This window comes from Streptomyces sp. SP18BB07 (assembly GCF_036322545.1).
Taxonomy (GTDB): domain Bacteria; phylum Actinomycetota; class Actinomycetes; order Streptomycetales; family Streptomycetaceae; genus Streptomyces; species Streptomyces deccanensis.
Genome location: NZ_JAQYWT010000262.1, coordinates 74,651 through 88,584, shown reverse-complemented (window position 1 = coordinate 88,584; position 13,934 = coordinate 74,651). Strand labels below are relative to the sequence as shown.

General features: G+C 66.9%; 13 protein-coding genes. 7 read left to right on the top strand and 6 right to left on the bottom strand.

Annotated elements, in window-relative coordinates; genetic code table 11:
* The first annotated feature begins 338 nt into the window (after positions 1-338).
* Complete coding sequence (locus PUR53_RS11355) at positions 339-1,973, top strand: penicillin-binding transpeptidase domain-containing protein (RefSeq protein ID WP_329895424.1); 1,635 nt, start codon at positions 339-341, stop codon at positions 1,971-1,973.
* 269 nt (positions 1,974-2,242) lie between these two features.
* Entirely contained in the window at positions 2,243-3,973 is a 1,731-nt protein-coding gene (locus PUR53_RS11350) for a penicillin-binding transpeptidase domain-containing protein (protein ID WP_329908201.1), read from the top strand.
* A gap of 99 nt (positions 3,974-4,072) precedes the next feature.
* Here the strand turns inward: PUR53_RS11350 and PUR53_RS11345 are convergent, their stop codons facing one another.
* Positions 4,073-4,732, bottom strand: coding sequence for an RBBP9/YdeN family alpha/beta hydrolase (locus PUR53_RS11345; protein ID WP_329908200.1), 660 nt, complete (start codon positions 4,730-4,732; stop codon positions 4,073-4,075).
* A 201-nt stretch (positions 4,733-4,933) separates the two neighbouring features.
* Between PUR53_RS11345 and PUR53_RS11340 the strand changes: the two genes are divergently transcribed.
* Both PUR53_RS11340 and PUR53_RS11335 read left to right on the top strand, forming a co-directional pair.
* Complete coding sequence (locus PUR53_RS11340; RefSeq protein ID WP_329908199.1) at positions 4,934-5,488, top strand: YbaK/EbsC family protein; 555 nt, start codon at positions 4,934-4,936, stop codon at positions 5,486-5,488.
* The gene (locus tag PUR53_RS11335; RefSeq protein WP_329908198.1) at positions 5,485-6,240 is read left to right on the top strand and encodes a DMT family transporter; all 756 of its coding nucleotides are present in this window, start codon (positions 5,485-5,487) and stop codon (positions 6,238-6,240) included. Before PUR53_RS11340 ends, PUR53_RS11335 begins: the two co-directional genes overlap by 4 nt.
* Here the strand turns inward: PUR53_RS11335 and PUR53_RS11330 are convergent.
* Positions 6,237-6,965, bottom strand: coding sequence for a hypothetical protein (locus PUR53_RS11330; RefSeq protein WP_329895419.1), 729 nt, complete (start codon positions 6,963-6,965; stop codon positions 6,237-6,239). The genes PUR53_RS11335 and PUR53_RS11330 overlap by 4 nt on opposite strands.
* 224 nt (positions 6,966-7,189) lie before the next feature.
* Here PUR53_RS11330 and PUR53_RS11325 point away from each other — a divergent pair, with 224 nt between their 5' ends.
* Both PUR53_RS11325 and PUR53_RS11320 read left to right on the top strand, forming a co-directional pair.
* On the top strand, positions 7,190-7,321 hold the full coding sequence (locus PUR53_RS11325) for a hypothetical protein (protein WP_329895418.1): 132 nt from the start codon (positions 7,190-7,192) through the stop codon (positions 7,319-7,321).
* Complete coding sequence (locus PUR53_RS11320) at positions 7,314-7,508, top strand: hypothetical protein (protein ID WP_329895417.1); 195 nt, start codon at positions 7,314-7,316, stop codon at positions 7,506-7,508. Before PUR53_RS11325 ends, PUR53_RS11320 begins: the two co-directional genes overlap by 8 nt.
* Before the next feature lie 201 nt (positions 7,509-7,709).
* Here PUR53_RS11320 and PUR53_RS11315 read toward each other — a convergent pair whose 3' ends face one another.
* Both PUR53_RS11315 and PUR53_RS11310 read right to left on the bottom strand, forming a co-directional pair.
* Complete coding sequence (locus PUR53_RS11315) at positions 7,710-11,072, bottom strand: tetratricopeptide repeat protein (protein WP_329908196.1); 3,363 nt, start codon at positions 11,070-11,072, stop codon at positions 7,710-7,712.
* Between the two features lie 48 nt (positions 11,073-11,120).
* Positions 11,121-11,438, bottom strand: coding sequence for a trypco2 family protein (locus PUR53_RS11310; protein WP_329900577.1), 318 nt, complete (start codon positions 11,436-11,438; stop codon positions 11,121-11,123).
* A 478-nt stretch (positions 11,439-11,916) separates the two neighbouring features.
* On the opposite strand from PUR53_RS11310, the gene PUR53_RS11305 reads away from it, so the two are divergent.
* Positions 11,917-12,780, top strand: a complete 864-nt coding sequence (locus tag PUR53_RS11305) for a macro domain-containing protein (RefSeq protein ID WP_329900576.1) — start codon at positions 11,917-11,919, stop codon at positions 12,778-12,780.
* A 74-nt stretch (positions 12,781-12,854) separates the two neighbouring features.
* Here PUR53_RS11305 and PUR53_RS48135 read toward each other — a convergent pair whose 3' ends face one another.
* Positions 12,855-13,412 carry a DUF6414 family protein gene (locus tag PUR53_RS48135; protein WP_443080290.1) on the bottom strand — a complete coding sequence of 186 codons (558 nt, stop codon included), beginning with the start codon at positions 13,410-13,412 and terminating at the stop codon, positions 12,855-12,857.
* Positions 13,345-13,818 (bottom strand): DUF6414 family protein, encoded by a 474-nt coding sequence (locus PUR53_RS11295; protein ID WP_329908193.1) that lies wholly within the window; start codon positions 13,816-13,818, stop codon positions 13,345-13,347. The genes PUR53_RS48135 and PUR53_RS11295 overlap by 68 nt, the downstream gene beginning before the upstream one ends.
* Positions 13,819-13,934: the final 116 nt, after the last annotated feature.

Genomic DNA, 13,934 nt, shown 5'->3' with positions numbered 1-13,934 from the left:
TGTGGCCGGCGGCCGCGCCTCGTGTGGCCGGCGGCCGCGCCTCGTGTGGCCGGCGGCCGCGCCTCGTGTGGCCGGCGGCCGCGCCTCGTGTGGCCGGCGGCCGCGCCTCGTGTGGCCGGCGGCCGCGCCTCGTGTGGCCGGATACGGGGTCGTGGTGGCCTGAATCCGGTTCGGCTGGGGTTCTGGGCTAACAATCAGGGCACACACAGGGCGCATTTTTCCCACGCGTTACTGCCTCGTGTTTACAGTGAGCCTCGGCAAGCGGTTTCTGAACGTGTTCAAAGGGTGTTCGGGGTCGCACGGGAGCCACTACGGGGTTACGGGGAAGGGAACGCGTCATGCGCAAGGGGGTCAAGGTCGCCATAGTCGGCGGGGTGTTCGCCGCGATGGTGGGGGGCGCCGGGTACGGCGGGTACAACTTCGTGACCGCGCTCAACGGGGAGGGCGGGGGCGTCGAGAAGCGCACCGGGCCGCCGAGCGCGGACGAGGTGCGGGAGACCACGGAGAAGTTCTTCGCCGCCTGGGAGAAGGGCGACGCGGCCACGGCCTCCTCGTACACGAACGACGCGGCGGACGCGCAGGCCGTGTTCGGTAGTTTCGTCGACGCCGCCCGCATCGCGGACGTGAAGATCGAGCCCGGCAAGCCCACCGGCTCGGGAGACCGGACCGTCCCGTACACCGTCGCCGCCACGGTGTCGTACGACGGGAAGAACGAGAAGCTCGCCTACAAGAGCCGGCTGACCGTCGTGCGGGGGAAGACGACCGGGCGGGCCCTGGTCGACTGGCGGCCGGCCGTCGTGCACCCCGAGCTGAAGGCCGGCGACCGCCTGTTCGTCGGCGAGGCGGCGGCGCCGCCCATCGAGGCCGTGGACCGGGACGGCAAGGTGCTGACCAAGGAGAAGTACCCCTCGCTGGGACCGATCCTCGACACCCTGCGCGAACGCTACGGCGCCGACGCGGGCGGCACCCCCGGCATCGAGCTGGGCATCCGCCACACCACCACGAACGCGGGCGACACCACGCTGCTGACCCTCGTCGAGGGCGAGGCCGGCAAGCTGGAGACGACGATCAGCGCGCGCGTGCAGGCGGCCGCCGAGACGGCGGTCAAGAAGTTCGGCGAGTCGTCCGTGGTCGCGCTGCAGCCCAGCAGCGGGGAGGTGCTGGCCGTCGCCAACAACCGCCAGGACGGCTTCAACGCGGCCTTCCAGGGCGAACTGCCGCCCGGCTCCACGATGAAGATCGTTACCGCCGCGATGCTCATCGACAACGGCGTGACCTCGATGAACGGCCCCGCCCCCTGCCCCGACACGGCCACCTGGCAGAGCCAGACCTTCAAGAACCTGCCGGGTCTGAAGGCCGACGAGACACCGAACGCCACGCTCGCCAACGCGTTCGAGCGGTCCTGCAACACGGCGTTCATCAAGCTGATCGACGAAAAGCCGCTGACCGACGCGTCGTTGACCGAGGAGGCGCAGAACCGGTTCGGGATCGGCCGGGACGACTGGAAGACGGGCATCGCCTCCATGGACGGCAAGGTGCCGCCGTCCGACGGGCCGAACCGGGCCGCCAACGCCATCGGACAGGGCGATGTGCTGATGAACCCGCTGAACATGGCCTCGGTGACCTCCACGGCGATCACGGGACGGTTCCGCCAGCCGTACCTGGTGTCGCCGAAGCTGGACGACCGGGAGTTGGCCACCGCGGAGGGATTGCGGGCCAGTACGGCGTCGCAGTTGAAGCAGATGATGAGGCTGACCGCGACGCAGGGGACCGCGCAGACCGTCATGGCCGGGCTGAGCGGGGACATCGGGGCGAAGACCGGGTCCGCGGAGATCGACGGGCAGGCGGTGGCGGACAGTTGGTTCACCGGTTTCCGGGGGGATGTGGCCGCGGCGGCGATGTCGGAGGGCGGTGGGCGTGGCGGCGAGGCGGCCGGGCCGATCGTGGTGGATGTGCTGAAGGCCGGGGGGTGAGGGGCCGGTTCGTCGCCGGGTGCAGGTGGTTCGTGGTTGCTCGCGCAGTTCCCCGCACCCCTGAAAAGCAGGGGCTGCGCCCCGTGCTTTTCAGGCCCGCAGGGGCCTGGTCTTCTGGGGGCACGGGGAACTGCGCGAGAAGCCCCACGCACCCGCACCCGACAACGCGCCCTCTTCGGCCCAACCCCACGGAGTGATCCGCGGGACTCTAGTGTGGTGGTTCTCGTTGAGCGACGAGAGGCAGCCGGGGGCAGCGGAAGGTCGGGAGCGTGGGTAAGAGAAGGCGTGTCGACGAGCGGAAGGCCGCGAAGTCGGGGAGGTCACGGCGGCACCTCGTGCTGGGCGGAGTCGCGGTCGCGGCCCTCGGCGGTGGCGCGATGGCCGTGTACACGGTGTTCGGCGCGGGCGCGGCCGCCGAGGACGGCTCGGCCGACGCCAAGGCCGTGAAGACCGGCCCCCTGTCCGCCGCCGAGGTCCGCACGGCCGCGACCACGTTCCTCACCGCCTGGCAGAAGGGCACGGTCGCGAAGGCCGCCGCCGCCACGGACGACTCGGCGGCCGCCACCACGGCGTTGACCGGCTTCACCAAGGACGCCCACGTCAAGGACGTCACCCTCACCCGCGGCAAGCGCTCGGGCGACACCGTGCCGTTCACGGTGAAGGGCACGGTCTCCTTCCAGGGCACCGAGAAGCCGCTGACCTACAAGTCCGCCCTCACCGTCGTACGGGCGGAGAAGGACGGCGAACCCGTCGTCGGCTGGCAGCCGTCCGTCGTCCACCCCGAACTCACCGAGGGCGACCGGCTGGTGACCGGCGAGGCGGGCACGCCCCCGGTGAAGGCCCTCGACCGGGACGGCGGCGAGCTGACGACGAAGAAGTACCCGTCGCTGGGCTCGGTGCTGGACGGTCTGCGGGAGAAGTACGGCAAGAAGGCGGGCGGCAAGGCGGGCGTCGAACTGCGGATCGTCCGCGCCGACCCCAAGGACTCCGCCAAGTCCGCCCAGTCCGCGAACTCCACCAAGTCCACCAAGTCCACCAAGGAGAAGGCCGCCGACAAGACGCTGCTGGAGCTGAGCGAGGGCACTCCGGGCGAGGTGCGGACGACGCTCAGCCCGTCGCTGCAGGCCGCCGCCGAGGAGAAGGTGGCGGCCACGAAGCGGGCGTCGGTGGTCGTGATGCGGCCCTCGACCGGCGAGATCCTCGCCGCGGCCAACTCCAGCAGTTTCAACGTGGCGTTCCAGGGGTCGCTGGCCCCCGGCTCCACGATGAAGATCGTGTCGTCGGCCCTGCTCATCGACAAGGGCCTGGCCTCGGCGGACAAGGGCCACCCGTGCCCCAAGTTCTCGTCGTACGGCGGCTGGAAGTTCCAGAACGACGACAAGTTCGAGATCAAGGGCGGCACGTTCAAGGCGAGTTTCGCCCGCTCCTGCAACACCGCCTTCATCTCCCAGGCGAAGAAGCTGGACGACGACTCCCTGACCCAGGAGGCCCAGCAGGTCTTCGGGCTCGGCCTGAACAACTGGGCCATCGGCGTCTCCAGCTTCGACGGCGCGGTGCCGGTCCAGAGCGACGCCCCGATGGCGGCCTCGCTGATCGGCCAGGGCGGGGTGCGGATGAACCCGCTGAACATGGCGTCGGTGGTCTCGACCGCCAAGACGGGCGTCTTCAAGCAGCCCTACCTGGTCCCGCCGTCCGTCGACGACCGCACCCTGGCCACCGCCGCCCGGCCCATGTCCGCGACGGTCCGCGCCCAGCTCCGCGAACTCCTCCAGTACACCGCCGCAGCCGGTACGGCGGCCGAGGCGATGTCGGGTCTCGGCCCCGACTACGGTGCCAAGACCGGCTCCGCCGAGGTCGACGGCCAGAAGGAGCCCAACGGCTGGTTCACCGCCTGGAAGGGCGACCTGGCTTCCGCCGGAGTCGTCCAACAGGGCGGCCACGGCAGCGAGTCGGCGGGCCCGATCGTGGCCGCGCTGCTCAAGGCGGGCAGCGGCGGCTGACACCGGCCGACGGCGGGCGACCGATGACCGGTGGTGCCGGTAGTCGGCGGCCGGTGGTCGGCGGCCGATAGCGGTGGTCGGCGGCCGATGGCCGGCGGTTCAGTCGCCCGCCGCGTCCGTCCGCTGCGCGGAGCGCTCCCGGATCGGCATGTCCTCGTACGCCTCGGACGCCGGGCGCAGACACCAGTCGAGCATCGACGGCCAGGGGCCGTAGCCCGAGTCCGGGTTGAGGTGGGCCTCGCCGGGCAGCACGTCCGCGGGCAGGCCGAGGGGCTGCGCGTACGCGGTGGCCGCGCCCGGCTGGCAGTACGGGTCGTTGTCGCTGCCGACGACCCGGGTGTACGTCGCCGACGCGGCCAGCCGCTCCGGGGTCAGCGGCGGCGGGGCGAACTCGGCGATCTCCGGCTGCTTCAGGGCGAACTCGGGGGACGGCGGGGCCACGAGGAGGACGCGGTCGACCGGGCCGGACAGGATGCCGTCCCGGGCGACCGCGTGCAGCCACAGCAGACAGGCCAGGCTGTGGCAGACCACGGTGATCCGCCGCCCCGCCAACTCGCCGAGCAGCGCGTCCAGTTCCGCCAGCCAGCGCTCCAGGTCCGGGTCGTCCGCCTCCGGGAGCTGGGGGTAGGCGACCTCGTGGCCCAGGTCGGTGAGGCGGTCGGCCAGCCAGTGCTGCCAGTGGGTGGGCGGGCGGTGGTTCTGCCAGCCGTGCAGGATGAGGAAGGCGCGGGTGTCGTCGGCGGCCGGGGTTTCTGTCATCCCCCGATCGTCAGCGAAACGGATCTGTCGGTCCAGTGCCGTCTCTGTGGCTGGATGGCTGCGGGCCTGAAAAGCACGGGGCGCAGCCCCGGCTTTTCAGGGGCGCGGGGAACTGCGCGAGAAGCCCCACTCACCCGCACCCGCCAACGCACCGAACAACCCACTCGCATGGCCGCTACACCCACCACTACCGTGCCGCACATGACCACCGACGCACCGGACACCGACGGCCCCGTAGCCCACCCCCGCTTCGCCGAAGCCCTCACCACCCTCGGCCTCGGCGACCTCCACCCCCGCATCCGCCGTTTCCCGGAAGCCACCCGCACCGCCGCGGAGGCCGCCGCCGCCCTCGGCTGCGAGTTGAGCGAGATCTGCAAGTCGCTGATCTTCGCGGCGGACGGCGTCCCCGTGCTGGTGCTGATGGACGGCGCGTCCCGCGTCGACGTGGAGCTGGTCCGGCGGGAACTCGGCGCCACGAAGGTCACCCGGGCCCGCGCCGACGTCGTACGGGAGACCACCGGGTACGCGATCGGCGGCGTCCCGCCCTTCGGGCACCGGACGCGCACACGCGTCCTCGCGGACCGCTCGCTCCTCGCGCACACGACGGTGTGGGCGGCGGCCGGCACCCCGTACACCGTCTTCCCCATGGACCCCAAGTCGCTGATCGCGCACGCGGGCGCCACCCTCGTGGACGTCCGCGAGGGCGTGGACGTCCGCGAGGGCGTGGACGTCCGCGAGGGCGAGCGCGACGCGTGACGCCCCTCGTCACCGCGGCGGTCCTGCTCGCCGCCGTCACCCACGCGAGCTGGAACGCGATCGCCCACCGGATCACCGACAAGCTCGTCGGGTTCACGCTGATAGCCGGCGGCGGCGCGCTGATCGGCTTCGCGATGGTGCCGTTCGTCCCGCTCCCGGAGGCGGGGGCGTGGCCGTATCTGATCGCGTCGACGGTCATCCACCTCGTGTACTACGTGCTGCTGATGACGTCCTTCCGGCTGGGCGACTTCGGCCAGGCGTACCCGATCGCGCGCGGCTCCGCGCCCCTCGTCGTCACCGTCCTCGCCGCCGTCTTCGCGCACGAGGTGCCGGACGGCTGGGCGGCGGCCGGCATCCTGCTGAGCTGCGCCGGGCTGACCGGGGTCGCGCTGTGGGGTCTGCGCGGCGGCCGGCCGCACTGGGCGGCGATCGGGGCGGCACTGGCCACGGGCCTGTCGATCGCCGCGTACACGGTCGTCGACGGCCTCGGTGTCCGGGCCTCCGGGTCCGCCATGGGCTACATCGCCTGGCTGATGGCGCTGGAGGGGCTCGCGATCCCCGCGTACGCGGTCTGGCGGTGGCGCGGGCGGACGGTCGCGCTGCTCCGGCCGTTCGCCGGGGTGGGCCTCCTCGGCGCGGCGCTGTCCGTGGTGGCGTACGGACTGGTCCTGTGGGCCCAGACGAAGGCCGAGTTGGCGCCCATCGCCGCCCTGCGGGAGTCGTCGGTCAAGTCTTGCTCATACGGTAATTAGGATTCGTCCGATGACAGGCCGCTCAGATCCAGGACATCGGCCGTCGGCGGGGGCTGGATGTTCACAGGGTCACCGAAACCGCTGAACCTCTTGATTCGGTGGAAGTGAGAGTCTCTGTAGTCGATCCGCAAGAGGTACGGCTTGCCCTTGGCCGCGACGTAGTAGGTGGAGGATGTGTCCTCGAACTCTGCGTCCGTCACTTTCACCGGGATGACCGGCTCGCCGTCGACCTCGGTCGGGTCGCCCTTTATCGCGTTGCCCGACGAGGAGGAATAGGCCCACGCGCAATCGGCCAGGTTGTCAGCCCCCCTCGCCGCGCTCACCGGGCTCTTGAGCCAGGGTTTCTGTCGCATCGCGGGGACCGTCTTCCGCGACCACGACTCCAGGTACACGTCGTTGGGGTGGATGTAGTCCGTCTCACCGATCCGGATCTGCTCCATCTCTGCCACCGCGGAGCCATAGGACATGGTCGCCTTCAAGGTGCATCTGCTCTTGAGATCGGTCGTCAGGCGGCTGGAATGGAGCTTGGCACCGCCGGAGGCAGCGGTGACATCCGTGGTGACGGTCACCGACGTGAGCAGCCTCATCATGCGATCGGCGTCGTCGAGCAGCTGGCTGGCGGAGCGCGTGTCAGCCGTTTCGGCCGTGTCACCGACGTCAGCACAACCGACCGCAAGGGCGCCCATGAACAGGCACGACGCAACAGTGATCGTCTTCTTATGCATAGTTCCCCCCTGGCGCGTCGGGCGGCACAGAGTACCGGAACGAATCGCTCCGAATACCGTCGGGTGTGCCGCCTGGCCCGGCAGTCACTCACGCCCCTGAAAGCAAGCCCCCGGCAAGCCCCAACGCGTATTGTCCGGTTCACAGCGATTTACCACGCCTCGCGGTGCTTCCGGGATCGGGGTAGGTACGTGTGTTCAGGCCTTGGCCAGCGACAATGTTCCTCATGGGCATCGTCGTTGAGATCCATGTGCCCCTTCAGGAAGCCCCGGGCGCTCCGCAAGGTTCCTCTCCCTTCCCGTGGATCGACCAGGTCGAGGACTTCCTCGCCGGGCAAGAGGCGGCCGGGGGTGTATGACGATGGCGAGGAGTACGGCGAGGCGTACATCTTCTTCATCACCGGGGCTGCCGAGGAAGATCTCCTGGCCGTGGCGGCTCGCACGGCTGGGCTTCCGGGCATCCCGGGCGGAGTCTTCGCGGTGGTCACGAACGATGAGGCGGACGAGATCGGTCTCGGACGACGTGTCGAGCTGCCGCTCGGATAGGCCCCGCGAACGATGTCAGTCAAGCCCGGCTCATACAGTGATAACTCCGCTGCTCAGGGGGCTTGATGAGTCAGTTTCGTATGCGTGTCGAGTTGGTCGGCCGTGGGCGTGCGCTAACGATTGCGCGCGATAAGGGAGCTGGTTCGGGCATGGAGGTTGAGGCTGCATGAAGCGAAAGTTGCTGCTTGCTGCCGGAGCAGATCAGGCGCTGGCCGATTTCGCGTAGGCAAGATTGTCGCTGACAGTACGGGTGGTGGGGTGGTCCTCGCCCAGGATCCGCACGCAGTCGGCGAGGGCCCGCTCGTACAGCGGGATGGCCCGGACGAGATCCCCCACCGCCTCGTAGGCACCCGCGAGGTTGTTGCGGGAGGCGAACGTGTCGGGGTGGTCCTCACCGAGCACCCGCACGCGGTCGGCGAGGGTCTGCTCGTACAGCGGGATGGCCCGGCCGAGATCCCCCACCGCCTGGTAGGCGTACGCGAGGTTGTTGCGGGAGGCGAACGTGTCGGGGTGGTCCTCACCGAGCACCCGCACGCAGTCGGCGAGGGTCTGCTCGTACAGCGGGATGGCCCGGCCGAGATCCCCCACCGCCTGGTAGGCGTACGCGAGGTTGTTGCGGGAGGCGAACGTGGACGGGTGGTCCTCACCGAGCACCCGCACACGGTCGGCGAGGGTCTGCTCGTACAGCGGGATGGCCCGGCCGAGATCCCCCACCGCCTGGTAGGCACTCGCGAGGTTGTTGCGGGAGGTGAACGTGGACGGGTGGTCCTCACCGAGCACCCGCACGCAGTCGGCGAGGGTCTGCTCGTACAGCGGGATGGCCCGGCCGAGATCCCCCACCGCCTGGTAGGCACTCGCGAGGTTGTTGCGGGAGGCGAACGTGTCGGGGTGGTCCTCACCGAGCACCCGCACGCGGTCGGCGAGGGCATGCTCGTACAGCGGGATGGCCCGGCCGAGATCCCCCACCGCCTCGTAGGCACCCGCGAGGTTGTTGCGGGAGGTGAACGTGGACGGGTGGTCCTCACCGAGCACCCGCACACGGTCGGCGAGGGCATGCTCGTACAGCGGGATGGCCCGGCCGAGATCCCCCACCGCCTCGTAGGCGTACGCGAGGTTGTTGCGGGAGGCGAACGTGGACGGGTGGTCCTCACCCTGCACCCGCACACGGTCGGCGAGGGTCTGCTCGTACAGCGGGATGGCCCGGCCGAGATCCCCCACCGCCTGGTAGGCACCCGCGAGGTTGTTGCGGGAGGTGAACGTGTCGGGGTGGTCCTCACCGAGCACCCGCACGCGGTCGGCGAGGGTCTGCTCGTACAGCGGGATGGCCCGGCCGAGATCCCCCACCGCCTCGTAGGCGTACGCGAGGTTGTTGCGGGAGGTGAACGTATGGGGGTGGTCCTCACCCTGCACCCGCACGCGGTCGGCGAGGGTCTGCTCGTACAGCGGGATGGCCCGGCCGAGATCCCCCACCGCACGGTAGGCACCCGCGAGGTTGTTGCGGGAGGTGAGCGTGGACGGGTGGTCGGGGCCGTGGAGGCGGGTGGATGCGTCTAGGGAGCGTTTTTTGTAGCTGATGGCCTGGATGATCTGGCCTTGGCCTTGCAGGTAGATGGCGGTATCGGTGAGGAGGAGATCGGTGCCTTCCGTGTCGTCGGCAGGGTCGGCGGCGGCGAGGAGGGCTTCAGCGTGCGGGAGCAGGACTCGCCAGGCTTGCCATCCGGCTACGTTCGTGTCCGGTTCGCCGGGCAGTGCGGTGCGCAAGAGGGCCGTGGCACGGTGGCGGGCGGTGGTGATGGTGTCACGGGTGCGGTGAGGGTCGGCGTCGTCTGTCGTGGTGGGGTCGGGCGTGCGCGCGACAGTCTGGATGAGGCGGTGGATGCTGAGGGTGTCGGTATCCAGGGTGATCATGTTGTAGGCAGCGAGTCGGCCCAGGGCCCTGGTGTAGCTGACAGGGTCTTCAGCCAACGGCGCGAGCAGGGCGCGAGGGACGGCGGCGGGGGCGTACCAGGCGGCGGCGCGCAGGATGTCGACAGCTAGAGGAGTGTCGCGGTGAAGGGCATCGAGGGTGATGCGCCAGATGCGGCCCATGGTGCGCTGCGGATCACGGCCTGCGGCAGGGGTGTTGGTGGTCTGGGCCGGGTGCTGCCGGAGCAGGTCCCGATACTCACTCACGGGAATGCTGCTCTCGGCGATGAAGGCGCCGGCCTGCTCCAAGGCAAGGGGCAGGTATCCGAGTTCCTCAGCGAGCAGGCTGGCGTGGCGCTGGTTGGCGGGGTCCGTCAGGCCTGTGAGCTGGGTGATCAGGTCGAGTGAGGCACTGGGGGTGAGGAGCGGGAGCGCCAGTGGATCGGAAGGCCAGCCGTGTGCGAAGCGGCTGGTGATCAGGTGGCGTCCAGTGTGGTGGAGCTGCCCCAGCAGCTGGCTGATGGTGTCGGGGTGTTCGGCGTTGTCGAGCACAAGGAGCCAGCCGGGGTGTGTCTGGAGCCAGCCGATGGCCCAGTCGGCGTCTTCGGCTACGGTCCGGCCCGTTGCAGCGCCGTGGATCCGTGTGGTCAGGTCTGCGAGGTCGGCAACGATCTGCTCGGAGGTGTCGGCGCGGATCCACCACATCAGCGGGTAGGAGTCCTGGTGGGTGTGGGCGTAGTGCAGGGCCAGCGTGGTCTTGCCGACGCCGCCGAGTCCCTGGACGGTCTGGGTGATCGCGTTGGAGCCCCGCTCCATGGCTGTGGACAGGGATGCCAGGGCTTCTTCGCGGCCGACGAAGACGGTTGTGGGCAGGGCGGGGAGGTTGTTCAGGCCAGACGGCACCTCCATGTCGTACGGCCCTGGAGAGCGGCCGTCGCCGGGCGGGACCGTGATGTCCTGGAGTGTCAGTAGGTTGCCGGCGGCCTTGATGGTGCTGGCGAAGCCGGGCCGTGCGGCAAGGGTGGCCAGGGGGACGGCGATGAGCTGGTTACCGGAGTAGTTCCTCTTGCGGTCGGTGGTCAGGACACCGGTCAACAGGTCTCCGCAGAACAAGGCAGCCCCAGATGCCCCGGACCAGGACGAGACCGCACCTGTGGTGCCTGGAGTGGCGACTTCATCTAGATGGGCGGTGATGAGGCCGGATTTCAGTCCGGTCAGGCCCTCGATGTGCCCGCGGATCTCCTTGGTGTCCCGGGCGCCGCCCCGCTGCTCAGCCTCCGGGAACCCCACCGCGACACAAGCCACTCGCGCCCCGGCCGACCCCGCCGACACCACGGGAACCCGCCCCCATTGCACCGGCTTTACAGCGACGGGAGGTTTCCAGACCGAGTCGGTGATCAAGAGCAAGGCGGCATCGGTGTGCGGGTCCTGCACGATGTCGGGCGGCTGCTCAGGCCACAGCACCTCGGCTGACATCCATGCAGTCTCCTGATCCCCGTGCCGGGTCAGCCGCCGCACTTCCACGGCACGATCAGAGGCAGACCCGGCGTGCTGGATGTTGTGGAAGGCGGTCAAGATCAGCCGGTCCGTGATGAGATAGCCGGTCCCGGCGATCCCTCCGGCCGGGTCCCAGACTTCCATCACCCGTCGCACGTCCACGCACACGTCCCCGTTCTGTGCAATTCACCGAGCAGGCATCAGCTGGCGCTACTTGGGGCGTTGCTGGCTCTGGGCGCCGATGTTCTGGTCCTGGCCGTGCTCGTCGACCGGCTGCAAAGTGATCTTCAGACGGGACGTAGTCCCGGCCGCGTAGCCAGCCTTGGCCTCTGCGCTCGCACTCCAGGGCAGAATGGACACCTTCGCACCAGCTTGGGCGTCCTTCTTGACGTCCACGGCAAACTCCATTTCCACTGGCCCGGTGCGGAACTGGATCTTGTGCCCGTGGCCATCGGTCATGGCCTGTTCCAACTCTGCCCGGATCGCGCTGATGGCCTCTGACAACCCCGCCCACGGCTCCTGCGACATGACCATTCCCCCTGATCTCTGAAGCGACGTCAGATGAGCAGAGTATCGACCACCGATCGGAGATATGCCCCAGAAGCGCGATCTGCCCCCGCAGGAGACAGCAGACGACCGGCCCGCCGGCACTGCGATGCCACGGCGCGAGACACCGGAGAAGATCCCGCAGGACCGGCGCCTGCCCCGAGCACACCGGTCTGTCACCGCGCTCCATGAGCGTCGGTCAAGTCCTGCCCATACAGCGATACAGCTACCCGCAGGAGCTGGGCAACATCAACATGCGTACCTGCGAGGCGCCCCAGAAAACGATCACTGGTTGGGGCAAGGAAGCAGTTCGTGCACTTGTCGCACAGAAGAGTGTCGCAATCCGCGCAACAACAAATTACCCGCCTGCCCTCAGCATCGCAGACCGCCCCTCGGGGGATACTCAACCGTAAAGCCTCAACCTAATTACGCCTCAGGACGAAAAGGACAGGTGGTATGCATGCGCCAGGGCGCTCGTGAAGTGATGTTCACACGCCAAGGAATCGGTGCAATAGCTTCGGCATCATTGGCATCATTTGGATTGCTCAGCGCAGCCTTCCAGGTCGCCCTCGCCCTATGGCCAAGCTTGACAGGTTTCGATATATGGATCCTGACCTCTTTGGCCACGTGTTGCCTTTTTGCCGGAGTCTGGCACTCTTGGCCTAAGTTTGAGACCAACCACAATTACACGTACCCGGATTTCACAATCCAAATCAAGTGCGGCGACATATTGAATGAGTCGGGAAATGTGATCGTTGGATTCACGGACACTTTCGACACCGACCTTGCAGATGGCGCCATAATAAACCCCCGGAGCGTACAGGGGCAACTTCAAGAGAGGCACTTCCATCGATCCACTGATGAACTTGACGCCGCTATTGAAACTCAGCTTTCCAGCATTGACCCGATTCGCGAAGAGAGTGTCGAGAACAAGCAAAGAGGAAAGCGAAATAGATATCCCATCGGAACGACAATCGTGCTCAGGATTTCACAGATTCGATTTTACGCCGTTGCATACGGGTACATGAGAAATGACCTACGAGTTAGATGCTCCGTTGATGCACTATGGAAGAGCCTTACGTCCGCTTGGGATTCCGTGAGAATCCACGGCGGCCTTGAGCCGGTATCCATTCCCATCATTGGGTCAGAGTTGGCGCGTGTGGGGGCACTAGATCGAACTAGCCTGATAAAGATGATCGCACTCTCATTCGTCGCCTCCTCCCGCGAGGAAATCGTTTCTCGCCAGTTGACTATCATTGTCCATCCGAAAGACAGAAACTCCGTAAACATGGTGGACGTGGAAAGGTTCTTGCGAACACTCTGACATTACAGGGCAACGATATCTTGCGATCTCTGCGAGCCTTTCACGTCACCCACTATTTCAATTTCAACGGAAGATCAGATAAAGATCGCCATCGGCAAGATCTGGACCGCGGGATACTTCACAACTGGCTCGCTAGACTGGAGGGTAAACCCTGGAATATTGGCGATCGTGTCAGTCACGGAGTCTGACGCGTCACCCATCTTCCCTACGACAGTTCGCCGCGAAAGATTGATAGACTCACCCTCAAGCAGAACTCGCGTCACCTTGCCCAGCACAACAAAATCTCCGGAACTAAGCCTCTCGGCAACAGCCGCGTCATAATATTCAGAAGATACAGTTAGAACAGCCTTGACGCCCGACGCAGTTTCGAGCACAACATCATGAATCGGCGAGGACTCCAACTCCTCCTTCATCCTCTTCAGAAACCTCATCTCGATACTCTTTTCAAATTCACTAAACTGCTCCCCAATTTCGGCGTAAGGGTGAGCGCCCTGCTGGTCGGCCAGTTCACGATTCTGGGGGTTACCCGACTTGCGGTTCGCAGATTTCTGCGAACGCTTTTCCTCAATATCGCGCGAAATCTCCCCCCATGTATGACAGCGCCTGAGTGAAGATAGCCAGCATTTCCTCAAGCGGATTTCCGGTGTAACGACCTGAAAGTCGGACGAACGCCCCAGATTTGACCGTGGCTAGCTGGCCTTGATCTTCGAGAGTCAGAATTGCGTCATCTTGATGCAAGTACCCGTACAGGGCGTTGAACAGGCTGGCCGCAGTGTGATGGCGTGCCACTTTTGTTTCAGAGTTTTCACCAAGAGGATGACTGTTTTCCGAGGTAAGGGCGGCCTCAGTGCCCAGGAGCGCGCCCAGAGAAGGGAGCTTCACATAATTATCGTTGCTATTCGCTTTACCTGCCCGAAGCTTCTCCCTCTGAAGGGTCTCCTCGCTGGAGAGATACACCCCACCTTCGAGATACGCAAGAAAGCTGACCATCATTTGCACGTCGAGGTATAGGGGGTGCGCAAGCTCGTAGCTAGTCATGGCACCAGGCATAGCACATCGCCTCTGCGAAACGTGACCGTTCCAGTTTGCGTAACCCGTACGAGGGCAAGCGGGCATGCACGCCAGGATCACATACCGCACATACGTTGCGTTCC